Raw genomic sequence first — 12,241 nt, 5'->3', positions numbered from 1 at the left:
TTTTTTTTGTCACAAAAAGTTCTTAAATTATTTCACAAAAATCGAACAGAAGATTATAGTTCCTAAATAAAAATTGTTATAATGTACGGTAGAGATGTGAAAAATGAAGAGACAACCGTCGGTGGATTTTGGATGAGGGGAAGAGGTATATGCATATTGTCGTCGTTGGACTAAATAACAAGACAGCCCCTGTCGCGATTCGGGAGCAGTTCTCGTTTGGGGAGCAAGAAATCGTGGATGCGATGATTGCACTTCGCGAAGAGAAAAGCATATTTGAATCGGTTATTTTGTCGACTTGTAACCGAACAGAGCTATATGTCGTCACAGACCAGCTCCATACGGGTCGTTATTATACAAAACGTTTTTTAGCGAACTGGTTTGATTTAGAGATGGACCAATTCACCCCTTATTTATCGATTCGTGAAGGAGAAGAGGCGATTCGCCACTTGTTCCGCGTCACGTCTGGACTCGATTCGATGATCATTGGGGAAACACAGATTTTAGGACAAGTGAAATCGAGCTTCTTCCGCGCCCAAGAGAACGGGACGACGGGAACGGTGTTCAACAAACTGTTCAAAGAAGCCGTGACGCTCGCCAAACGTGCCCATACTGACACGCAAATTGGGGAAATGTCGGTATCGGTCAGCGCGGCAGCAGTCACGCTCGCCCAGGAAATGTATTCGTCGCTCGATGACAAACAAGTCGTCGTCGTCGGTGCGGGTGAGACAGGCGAGTTGACGACGCTCAACTTGTTCGAGGCCGGTGCGAAACAGATTGCCGTCTTTAACCGGACCGAGAGCAAAGCGAAAGCGGTCGCCGACAAGTTCAAAGGCCGGGCCCACTCAATCCGTGAGATTGCTTGCGGCTTGCTTGACGCCGATATTTTAATCAGCTCGACCGGTGCGAAAGAAGCCGTCATCGCCTATGATGACGTCGCCGCAGCACAACTGCTCCGCCGGGAACGTCCACTGTTGTTAATCGACATTGCCGTGCCGCGAGATATCGATCCAGCGGTCCGGGCGCTTCCGGGCGTCCACTTGTTCGATGTGGATGACTTGAACGGCATCGTCAATAAAAACTTGGCGGCCCGTCTCATTGAAGCCGAAAAGATTGAAATCAAAATCGATGAGGCGATTCAAGAGTTCCAAACGTGGCTCATCACGCTCGGTGTCGTGCCGATCATGAATGAATTGCGCGCCCGTGCGCTCAACATTCAAGAAGAGACGATGGAAAGCCTCGAGCGCAAGCTCGATCATCTGTCGGACCGCGATAAAAAAGTCATCGGCAAGCATATGAAGTCAATCATCAACCAGATGCTTCGTGAACCGATTGATTACATCAAAGACGCCGCCGCTCAACCGGATGCGAACACACGCATCAATCAGTTCGTGGAGACGTTCGGTCTAGATGTCGACGTCCCTGACGCCGAACCGGAAACGGAAGAAGCCGAAGCGATGTCAGCGAAAGCACCACTTCGCGCCTTGATGCGCTAATACAAAACAAAAAAAGGCGGCGGATCTCGTCGCCTTTTTCTATGAAGGGGATAACCGATCATGCGTAAAATTATCGTCGGCTCACGCCGCTCACAACTTGCGATGACACAGACGAAATGGGTCATCGATCAATTGAAGAAAGCCGGAGCTCAAAACGAGTTCGAAATCAAAGAGATCGTGACGAAAGGGGACCAAATCGTCGACGTGCAACTCTCGAAAGTCGGCGGCAAAGGGTTGTTCGTCAAAGAGATTCAGCAACAGATGCTCGCCGGGGACATCGATTTCGCGGTCCACAGCATGAAAGACGTTCCGGCCGAGTTGCCGGAAGAGCTCTATATCAGCTGCATGCCGAAACGCGTCGACGCCCGTGATGTGCTCATCTGCGAGAACGGCTATACGCTCGAGACGCTCCCGGAAGGTGCCGTCATCGGGACGAGCTCACTGCGCCGCGGTGCCCAAATGCTCGCCGCTCGCCCGGACTTCGACATTCAATGGATTCGCGGGAACATCGACACGCGCCTCAAAAAACTCGAGACAGAAAACTTCAACGCCATCTTGCTCGCCAAAGCCGGGCTCGAGCGCATGGGTTGGACGGACCGCGTCGACTTCGAAGCGCTTGACGCTGATATGATGGTCCCAGCCGTCGGACAAGGTGTACTTGCCATCGAAAGCCGAAAGGACGACGCTGAAGTGACGGCAATTCTACAATTGCTCCATGATGACGTGACGGCGAAAGCTGCGACGGCCGAGCGGACGTTCCTCAAGGCAATCGAAGGCAGCTGCCACGTACCGGTCGGCGGTTATGCGACGGTCGATGGCGACGACGTGACACTCACAGGCCTCATCGCCTCGGTCGACGGCAAAGAAGTGCTCCGTGTGACGAAGACGTCGTCAGACGCGGTCGCACTCGGGAAAGACGTAGCAGACGACCTGCTCGGACGCGGCGGGCGCGAAATTCTCGCCTCGGTCAATGCGTGACGTCTGGTACACAGGGACAAAACGACTGACCGCTTCGCAACGAGCCCGGCTCACCGCGAGCGGTCTTTCCGTTCATCACGTCCCGCTCATCGAGACGAGATTGACACATCGCGAGATGCCGATCAGCCGATTCGATTGGCTCGTCGTGACGAGCCAGACGGCGGTGCCGGCACTCCGTGACGTCCCACGTGACGTCAAAGTCGCGGCCGTCGGCGAGAAAACGAAACAAGCACTCGAGACCGTCGGATTCACTGTCGCGCTCATGCCGGAGACGTTTACGGGCGAGGCGTTGTTCCATGACCTTGCGACTGTCGTAAAGTCAGACGAGGTCGTCTTGTTCGCCCGGGGCGACTTGGCGAACACGGCGCACATGACGCGACTCAAAAACATCTACGACTGGGTCGTCTATGAGACGATCGGCCGTGAACTGACAAAGACGGAAGTCGAGGCGCTCGAAGGAATCGAGGCGCTCCTCGTGCTCAGCCCGTCCGCCGTCCGGGCGCTCACGCCATATCTCGACCATTTCCACGGGACGTGGTACGCCATCGGTGAAGTGACCGAGCGCGCCGTCCGGGAAGTGTCGACGTTACCGGTCCGAGTGCCTGAGTGTTATACTATGGATGCATTAATACAGTGTATAGGGGAGGATTTTTCATGAACCAGTTTGACCGTCATCGTCGTCTTCGTTCATCGAAGTCAATGCGTGCACTCGTACGTGAAAATCATGTTCGGAAAGAAGATTTGATTTACCCGCTCTTCATCATCGAAGGGACAGACATTAAACGCGAAGTCAGCTCGATGCCGGGCGTCTTCAATTTCTCGCTCGACCGTCTCGAAGACGAGATCAACGAGATCGTCGACCTCGGTATTCAATCGGTGCTCTTGTTCGGCGTACCTGAACATAAAGACCCGGAAGGTACGGAAGCATATCATGACCACGGCATCGTCCAAGAAGCGATCCGTAAAGTGAAAGAGTGGGCACCACAGCTCACGGTCATCGCGGACACGTGCCTGTGCGAATATACGTCGACAGGCCACTGCGGCATCGTGAAGAACGGTGACGTCGATAACGACGCGTCGCTACCACTTCACGTCCAGACGGCCATCACGCAAGCACAAGCAGGCGCTGACATCATCGCGCCGAGCTCGATGATGGACGGCTTCGTCGCCGCGATCCGTGAAGGACTCGACCAAAACGGTTTCAACCATATCCCGATCATGAGTTACGGCGTCAAGTACGCATCGGCGTACTACGGACCGTTCCGTGACGCAGCGCAATCGGCACCTGGTGAAGGCGACCGCAAAGGCTATCAGATGGACCCGGCCAACCGCCGTGAAGCGTTCCGTGAATCACAATCGGACGTCGAGCAAGGCGCCGATTTCATGATCGTCAAACCGGCGCTCGCGTTCATGGACATCATCCGTGACATGCGCGACTCGCTCGATATGCCGATCGTGGCGTATAACGTGAGCGGAGAGTACGCCATGGTCAAAGCGGCTGCCTTGAACGACTGGGTCGATGAGCAACGAATCGTCATGGAGACGATGGTCGGCTTCAAACGGGCCGGTGCGGACCTCATCGTCACATATTTCGCAAAAGACGTCTGTCGCTATTTGGAAGGAGACTATTCATGACCTACAAACAAACACGCTCAGAAGCAGCGTTCGAACAAGCACGTCCGCTCATGCCGGGCGGGGTGAACAGCCCGGTCCGTGCCTATAAATCAGTTGGCATGACGCCAATCTTCGCTGAACGCGGTGAAGGCTCACGCGTCTACGACATCGATGGCAACGAATATATCGATTACGTCCTCTCATGGGGACCACTCATCCTCGGCCACCGCGACCCTGTCGTCACGAAGGCGATTCAAGAACAAGCTGAGAAAGGCTGGACGTTCGGGACACCGACCGAGCTCGAAACGAAAATGGCCGAGCTGGTCATCGAGCGCGTCCCATCGATCGAGATGGTGCGCATGGTCAACTCGGGTACGGAAGCGACGATGGCGGCACTCCGCCTCGCACGCGGTTACACGGGCAAGACGAAAATCTTGAAGTTCGAAGGCTGCTACCACGGCCACGGCGACTCGCTTCTCATCAAAGCCGGATCAGGCGTCGCGACGCTCGGTCTCCCGGACTCGCCGGGCGTACCGAAAGACTTGGCGAGCCAGACGCTCACGGTGCCATATAACGATTTGGATGCTCTCCGCATCGCCTTCGAGAAGTTCGGCGACGATATCGCTGGTGTCATCGTCGAACCGGCGGCCGGTAACATGGGCTTCGTGCCACCGCAACCTGGATTCCTCGAAGGACTCCGCGAAATCACGGAACAATACGGCTCGCTCCTCATCTTTGACGAGGTCATGACCGGATTCCGGGTCGGCTATAACTGTGCCCAAGGCTACTTCGGCGTGACGCCAGACTTGACGTGCCTCGGGAAAGTCATCGGCGGCGGCCTACCGGTCGGTGCCTATGGCGGGAAACGCGAGATTATGGAACAAATCGCGCCGCAAGGACCGATTTACCAGGCAGGAACGCTCTCGGGTAACCCACTCGCGATGATCGCCGGCTACACGACGTTGTCGCAACTCAAGCCTGAGCACTATGCTGAGTTCGAACGCAAAGCAGACCGTCTCGCTGAAGGCTATACGAAAGCGGCCGAGAAGTATAACATCCCGCACGACACGAACCGGGCCGGATCGATGTTCGGATTCTTCTTCACGAATGAGAAAGTGACGAACTTCGAGAAGGCGAAGACGGCGAACCTCGACCTGTTCCGCGCTTACTATCAGAAGATGGCGGCGCGCGGCGTGTTCTTGCCACCGTCACAGTTCGAAGGATTGTTCCTCTCGACCGTTCACACGGACGAAGATATCGACTTGACGCTCGCAGCGGTCGACGCGACGTTCAAAGAGCTGCAACAAGAGTTTTCATTGTAATCTTGACGGAACCATCTTCTGTCGCTACAATTATTTAACAGATACGATTAAAAGCTACGATGAGGAATAGTACGCCAATAACATCCTTTTTCAGAGACGCGGCCGCTTGGTGCGAGGCCGCGAAGGATGGTGCGGAAGTCGCCTCGGAGCTGACCTTTTGAACGAAGTAGGAAGGTCCGGTCCATCGACCGTTATTCGATTTTGAGGGCGCCACATGTTGGCGAACTAAGGTGGTACCGCGGAAGATACGGCTTCTTTCGTCCTTAGCGTTAAGGACGAGAGTAGCCGTTTTTTTGTCCACATTATTAGAGGAGGTTGGGCATATGGCCAACGAGACAAACGAAATCACCATGCCGACGAAGTACGATCCAAGTGCGACGGAAGCGAAATGGTATGACTACTGGTTAGAGAACGACGTATTCAAAGCAGACGAGGACGATTCAAAACAGCCGTACACGATTGTCATCCCGCCACCGAACGTAACAGGGAAACTTCACCTCGGACACGCGTGGGACACGACGCTCCAAGACTTATTGACGCGCCTCAAGCGCATGCAAGGCTATGACGTCCTCTGGCTCCCAGGGATGGACCACGCCGGGATCGCGACACAAGCGAAAGTCGAACAGAAGCTCCGTGAGGACGGCATTATGCGCTATGACCTCGGACGCGAGAAGTTCCTCGAGAAGACGTGGGAATGGAAAGACGAGTACGCCGATACGATCCGTGCCCAATGGTCAAAACTTGGCCTCGGTCTCGACTACTCACGTGAGCGCTTCACGCTCGACGAAGGACTCTCGAAAGCGGTCCAGGAAGTGTTCGTCCGCCTCTATGAGAAAGGCTTGATTTACCGCGGCGAATATATCGTCAACTGGGACCCGGCGCAAAAGACGGCCGTTTCGGATATCGAAGTAATCTATCAAGAAGTCGAAGGCGCGTTCTATCACATGAAATACCCGCTCGCTGATGGCTCAGGCCACATCGAGATCGCGACGACGCGTCCGGAGACGATGCTCGGCGATACGGCCGTTGCCGTTAACCCGAAAGATGAGCGTTACGCGCACCTCGTCGGCAAGACGATCATGCTTCCGGTCATGAACCGCGAGATTCCGATCGTCGCTGACGACTACGTCGACATGGAGTTCGGTACAGGTTGCGTCAAGATCACACCGGCGCACGACCCGAACGACTTCGAGATCGGGAACCGCCACGAGCTCCCGCGCATCCTCGTCATGGACGAAGGCGGCAAGATGAACGAGAATGCTGGCAAGTACGAAGGGCTCGACCGTTTCGAATGCCGCAAGCAACTCGTCAAAGACCTAGAAGCAGACGGCACGCTCGTCAAGATTGAGCCACACACGCACTCGGTCGGTCACTCGGAACGTTCAGGCGCAGTCATCGAGCCTTATCTTTCGAAACAGTGGTTCGTCGACATGGAGCCGCTCGCGAAAGCAGCGCTCGAAGCGCAAGGACATGACGATACGAAAGTCAACTTCGTCCCAGAGCGGTTCGAAGGCACATACCTCCGTTGGATGGAGAACATCCGTGATTGGTGTATCAGCCGCCAACTCTGGTGGGGTCACCGCATCCCGGCTTGGTACCACAATGAGACAGGTGAGATTTATGTAGGTAAAGAAGCACCGGCGGACAGTGAGAACTGGCATCAAGATGAAGACGTGCTCGACACATGGTTCTCGTCAGCGCTTTGGCCGTTCTCGACGATGGGCTGGCCGGATACGGACTCGGCAGACTTCAAACGTTACTTCCCGACGAGCGCGCTCGTCACGGGTTACGACATCATCTTCTTCTGGGTATCTCGCATGATTTTCCAATCGCTTGAGTTCACTGGGAAGCAGCCGTTCAACGACGTGCTCATCCACGGTCTCATCCGCGACTCGGAAGGCCGCAAGATGTCGAAGTCGCTCGGTAACGGCGTCGACCCGATGGAAGTCATCGACCAATACGGCGCGGACTCGCTCCGCTGGTTCCTCCTTACGGGATCGACACCAGGGAACGACCTTCGTTTCTATTGGGAGAAAATCGAATCGACATGGAACTTCGCGAACAAGATTTGGAACGCGAGCCGTTTCGCCCTTATGAACATGGACGGCATGAAGTATGAGGAGATCGATTTGTCAGGTGAGAAGACGCTCGCTGACAAGTGGATTCTCACTCGCTTGAACGACACAATCGACCAAGTGACACGTCTCGTCGACAAGTATGAGTTCGGCGAAGCCGGCCGTTACTTGTACAACTTCATCTGGGAAGAGTTCTGTAACTGGTACATCGAGATGGCGAAACTCACGCTCTACGGTGAGGACGAGGCTGCGAAAGCGACGACGCGTTCAGTGCTCGCGTACACGCTCGACTCAATCATGCGTCTCATGCATCCGTTCATGCCGTTCCTCACAGAGGAAATCTGGCAGCACTTGCCGCACGAAGGCGACTCGATTGTCCGTGCGAGCTACCCGACACGCCGCGACGAGCTCCACTTCGCGGACTCGGTACCAGCGTTCGAAGCGGTCATGAACGTCATCCGTTCGGTCCGTAACATCCGTTCGGAAGTGAACGCCCCAATGTCGAAACCGATTCAGCTCTTCATCTCGACGTCGGATGAGGCGACACAAGATTACTTGAGCGCGAACGAAACGACAATCGGCAAGTTCACGAACGCGACCGAGCTCGAAATCGGACGTGGCTTGACGGCTCCTGATAAGTCGATGTCAGCCATCATGACGGGTGCGGAACTGTTCATCCCACTCGCTGACCTCATCAACTTTGAGGAAGAAATCGCCCGTCTTGAAAAAGAAGTGGCGAAGTACGAGAAGGAAGTCGAGCGCGTTCAGAAGAAACTCGGCAACCCAGGCTTCACTGGCAAGGCACCGGCTCACGTCATCGACGAAGAGAAGGCGAAAGAGAAAGACTACCTCGACAAACGTGACGCAGTCCGCGCCCGTTTGGAAGAGTTGCGTAAATAATGAATCAACCTTCTTTGGAGACTTGTTCTCCGAAGAAGGTTTTTTTGTCGTTTGGTGGAATTTAGGAGAGGAGACGATATAAAGGTGGTGTGACATGAGACGAATCGGAATGATGTTAAGTTTGGCAGTTATGGGACTGAGTGGGTGTGTGGCGGAACGAGCTGAACCGATCGAACCGACGGAATCAGGAGTGACAATTAATGAAAGTGCAGAAGAGACGTCTTCCAAGGATATTCCCGTAACGACGGACAAAGAAGTGTTCGGCTCGATGATTGAGGACGTGCCAAAAGGGACCGTTCGACTAGTTGATGCGGTCACGGCCCAATACACACTTCAATATACAGATGGTACGTCCGAGCGACCAGCGAGAGACGGTGTAATCTATGAAACCGTCATCGATGATCTCGGGCTCATTGCCATTAAGTTACCAAACCGCGACGATTCGTTCGGCGTATTCAACTATTCACGGGACGAGGAGTGGGGGTTGCACGGGATTCAAAACTTTACGATTCCCGAGGCGGCCGAAAAAGTCCGACACGGGTTGGACTTGCCTGAAGAAGAGCTGTTTGTCGACAACTTCGAGATGAGTCAGCTCGAGCGGCCGGTGGAGATGTGGACGTTGTATGATGAGACGCAATGCATCACGATTTTAGTGACCGATGCTTTCAGTGTGGCTGACGGAGAATTGATTGAACGGCGTGACGTTTCGAATGAGCGGTATCGCTTGAATCAACCGGAAGGGAACGGCTTGTTTTACGTAGACCAGGGCAAGCTCATCGTCGTGACGGGCAATGTGTCGGAAGAGGTGTTGCTCGACCTTTCGGACTCGCTACCGGAGGCGTGGTCGGTGGATTTTCCAATTAAAGAATAAATTGAAGCAGGCGAAAGGATGAGTTCTAATTTGCCAGTGCACGAATTTGATTTATGGGAACGAACATTGAAAGCACCTACACGTAATCCAGATTATAATGGCTACACTGAGGTTGATGATGATTTTATCCAAGAGCTTATGGAAGCGTGCTCGATTATGCGGACCTATTTTCATTCGTATCATCGTCCTGATCTCGGGCTGGATTATTACGGAATTACCCTCATCCCAAACGAATCGTTATCGATGTTTTATGACATCGTCACGCAGTCACGTGTATTCCATCGTTCAGAAGAGTTGAGCGATTTGGCGAGTCTCATCATTCAAGCCGAACGCGAAGGCAAAGACTTGGTTCATTTTGGGATTTAACGGACTAAGAAAATAATTATACATTGCCATTCGTTACATAGACTCTCATTGAGAATGCGTGTTAGGAACGTAGGTCGAAACTTGGTTAAGTCGATGAAGGTATTTAAAGTGTACATATTTTTACAGGGAGGGATGGCCATGCCATACACGCACGAATTCGGTGTATTGGATTCAACAAATCGTCAATCATCATATGATACGTATACACCTGAACACTTCGATTGTGTCTCGGTGGATGGGGAGTGGGTGGATGAGTTTATCGAGGAGCTGAACGAGATGCGCACGTATTTCCACTCCTATGACCGTCCTGGATTCGGATTAGACGAATGCGGGATCACGCTCATTCCATATGAGTCACTGGCGCTGTTCTATCAAGTCGTCAAAGCGATGATGTACACGCATGAGTCGGAACAACTGAATCGACTTATTTCCAAAATCACACAAGCCCAAGTAGACAAGAAGGACATGATTCATTTCGGACTATGAGTCTATAGAAAAGAACAACCCCGAGCATCGTCATCGATGTTCGGGGTTTCGTTTGCGTTCGATGTAGATTATGCCAAATACAGTGGCGGCAAACAAAACATGCAAGAGGAGCGGTTGAGGATAACCAATGCGGAATAGGTGCATGGCATAGACGACATAAAGGATGCTTCCGAATCCTACCAAGACGGAATAAAGAACCTTCATACGTCTTCTTCCTCCGGTTCTGTCCAAAACGGAAGACGACCGGTTGTCACGAAATACGAGGACGTGAGCAGGACGCCGATTGCGAGTCCAGTTACTTGCGGCTGAATCGGCTGACCCGTAAATGACAGATAAAAACTGTAGACGAGATAGGACGTGGATAAGACGATGATTGCCATGAGCAAGATAGTCATCTTCATTTCGATTCATTCCATTCAAGGTTATTCAAATGTCTCATCAAGGTGGAAAAGGAAACAGCAAAGAAAAAGGCAGGCATTAGCCAGGCCCAGTCATCTATGAATGGTCCTTGCAATAGCTCGATTGACATCAAGCAGGCAAACCCTAACGCAATGAGTGAAGTGAGTAGAAGCATGTTGAACCTCCTAAAAGTGATGTTATCCACTTTACGCTCGAAAATGAAAAAGGTTCCAAAAAAACCATCCTGCCGAAGCAGAATGGTTCACGTGCCACAAAACGTCTGATACGGATACGTCCGTGGTGGTCCTGGTGAGACATAGCGTCCATAGTCGGCTTCATAATCGTAAGGCTTCCGCAATACGTCGAGCAGTACTTGCGTCGGACCGAAGTCGCCGCGCTCGGCTGCTGTGAGGGCGGCCTCGACGTGATGGTTGCGAGGAATGACGGCCGGGTTATGCTGACGCATGAGCCGGATGACGTCCTCATCCGGGAGACCTTGCTCTCCGAGGCGTTTTTGCCAAGCGGACAGCCACGCCTTTCCATCATCTTGCTTAGCAAAGGCAAGCGAATTTGTGTCGCCGAGTGTGAGCGCGCGGAACGTGTTCGTGAAGTCAGCCTCAGACTCCATCATGAGTCGGAGCAACTCGTCCGTCAGTTCATCGTCGCCATCTTTTCGGACGTAGAGCCCGATTTTATGGGCAAGTCCGGTGAAGTATGCCTCTTTGTACGTTTCCGTGTAGTCGTTCAACAATTTGTTTGCGATATCGACGGCGGCTTCTTGCGTGTCAGCGAGGAGCGGCAACAGCGTCTCGGCGAGGCGGGCCAAGTTCCACGACCCGATATACGGCTGATTCGCATAGGCGTAGCGTCCCTCGCGGTCGATGGAACTGAAGACGGTGTTCGGGTGATACGTATCCATGAATGCACACGGGCCATAATCGATCCCTTCACCGCTGATGAACGTGTTGTCCGTGTTCATGACGCCGTGGATGAATCCGACGAGTTGCCAATCCGCAATGAGCTTCGCTTGGCGGGTGATGACGCGGCCGAGGAACTGTTCATAGCGATTCGGCTGTCCTTCAAGATCAGGGTCGTGGCGCTGAATCGCATAGTCGGCGAGAGCGATGACGTCATCAATCGAGCCGGCCGCAGCGGCATATTGGAACGTACCGACGCGCAAATGGCTTGCCGCGACGCGCGTCAAGATGGCACCATGCTTCGGTCCTTGGCGCATGATCGGCTCACCGGTCGTGACGACGGCGAGCGCCCGGTTCGTCGGGATGCCGAGGGCGTGCATCGCCTCACTGATGAGGAACTCGCGCACCATCGGTCCAACGGCGGCCCGTCCATCGCCTCCACGCGAATACTCGGTCGGACCTGAGCCTTTCAATTGAACATCGACACGCTTTCCGTTCGGGGCGACATGTTCCCCGAGCACGAGTGCTCGTCCGTCACCGAGCATTGTGAAATGGCCGAACTGGTGGCCGGCATACGCTTGTGAGAACGACGTCTCCGTCTGGCGATTACCGGCAAAGAGTGCGACGTCTTGACGTGCTTCGGCGTCGAGTCCGAGTGTCTCGGCGAGCGCTTCGTTCCAAAGGACGAGCTCGGGCTTATCGACCGGATGGACCGGTCCCCGGTCGTAAAAGATGTCACGGAGATCGAGGTAGGTCGCCTCGAAGTTCCAATTAGTTGTCATGGTGATTCCCCCTTCTTCGACTCGAGTATAGCACAGCC

Annotated in this window: 12 protein-coding genes and 1 other annotated feature; of the genes, 9 read left to right on the top strand and 3 right to left on the bottom strand. The window is 53.7% G+C overall.

Going from position 1 to position 12,241, the window contains the following annotated elements; translation table 11 throughout:
• Positions 1-149: 149 nt before the first annotated feature.
• The 9 genes from hemA to KNP82_RS04495 all read left to right on the top strand — a co-directional run bounded on the left by hemA (position 150) and on the right by KNP82_RS04495 (position 10,105).
• On the top strand, positions 150-1,493 hold the full coding sequence (gene hemA / locus KNP82_RS04535; protein WP_021066849.1) for a glutamyl-tRNA reductase: 1,344 nt from the start codon (positions 150-152) through the stop codon (positions 1,491-1,493).
• Positions 1,494-1,553: 60 nt separating this feature from the next.
• On the top strand, positions 1,554-2,471 hold the full coding sequence (hemC, locus tag KNP82_RS04530) for a hydroxymethylbilane synthase (protein ID WP_029595855.1): 918 nt from the start codon (positions 1,554-1,556) through the stop codon (positions 2,469-2,471).
• Entirely contained in the window at positions 2,464-3,129 is a 666-nt protein-coding gene (locus KNP82_RS04525) for a uroporphyrinogen-III synthase (RefSeq protein ID WP_214827179.1), read from the top strand. Before hemC ends, KNP82_RS04525 begins: the two co-directional genes overlap by 8 nt.
• Positions 3,126-4,106 (top strand): porphobilinogen synthase, encoded by a 981-nt coding sequence (gene hemB / locus KNP82_RS04520; protein WP_214827177.1) that lies wholly within the window; start codon positions 3,126-3,128, stop codon positions 4,104-4,106. Before KNP82_RS04525 ends, hemB begins: the two co-directional genes overlap by 4 nt.
• Positions 4,103-5,407: a glutamate-1-semialdehyde 2,1-aminomutase gene (gene hemL, locus KNP82_RS04515; RefSeq protein ID WP_058763202.1), complete on the top strand. Its 1,305-nt coding sequence runs from the start codon at positions 4,103-4,105 to the stop codon at positions 5,405-5,407. Before hemB ends, hemL begins: the two co-directional genes overlap by 4 nt.
• A 47-nt stretch (positions 5,408-5,454) precedes the next feature.
• Positions 5,455-5,675, top strand: a binding site (T-box leader).
• A 55-nt stretch (positions 5,676-5,730) separates the two neighbouring features.
• Positions 5,731-8,382 (top strand): valine--tRNA ligase, encoded by a 2,652-nt coding sequence (locus tag KNP82_RS04510; protein ID WP_029595851.1) that lies wholly within the window; start codon positions 5,731-5,733, stop codon positions 8,380-8,382.
• 94 nt (positions 8,383-8,476) lie between these two features.
• On the top strand, positions 8,477-9,253 hold the full coding sequence (locus tag KNP82_RS04505; protein ID WP_214755729.1) for a hypothetical protein: 777 nt from the start codon (positions 8,477-8,479) through the stop codon (positions 9,251-9,253).
• Positions 9,254-9,271: 18 nt separating this feature from the next.
• Complete coding sequence (locus KNP82_RS04500; protein ID WP_029595849.1) at positions 9,272-9,619, top strand: hypothetical protein; 348 nt, start codon at positions 9,272-9,274, stop codon at positions 9,617-9,619.
• A gap of 138 nt (positions 9,620-9,757) precedes the next feature.
• Complete coding sequence (locus KNP82_RS04495) at positions 9,758-10,105, top strand: hypothetical protein (protein WP_029595848.1); 348 nt, start codon at positions 9,758-9,760, stop codon at positions 10,103-10,105.
• 200 nt (positions 10,106-10,305) lie between these two features.
• On the opposite strand, the gene KNP82_RS04490 is transcribed toward KNP82_RS04495, so the two are convergent.
• The 3 genes from KNP82_RS04490 to KNP82_RS04480 form a co-directional block, all read right to left on the bottom strand.
• Positions 10,306-10,506 (bottom strand): hypothetical protein, encoded by a 201-nt coding sequence (locus tag KNP82_RS04490; protein ID WP_029595847.1) that lies wholly within the window; start codon positions 10,504-10,506, stop codon positions 10,306-10,308.
• Complete coding sequence (locus KNP82_RS04485; protein ID WP_158001045.1) at positions 10,503-10,679, bottom strand: hypothetical protein; 177 nt, start codon at positions 10,677-10,679, stop codon at positions 10,503-10,505. The genes KNP82_RS04490 and KNP82_RS04485 overlap by 4 nt, the downstream gene beginning before the upstream one ends.
• Positions 10,680-10,766: 87 nt before the next feature.
• Entirely contained in the window at positions 10,767-12,203 is a 1,437-nt protein-coding gene (locus KNP82_RS04480) for a protein adenylyltransferase SelO (protein ID WP_214827175.1), read from the bottom strand.
• Positions 12,204-12,241 lie beyond the last annotated feature (38 nt).

Source organism: Exiguobacterium sp. s26 (genome assembly GCF_018618235.1).
GTDB classification, from domain to species: Bacteria; Bacillota; Bacilli; order Exiguobacteriales; family Exiguobacteriaceae; genus Exiguobacterium; species Exiguobacterium chiriqhucha.
This window is presented reverse-complemented; position numbering and strand designations above follow the sequence as displayed.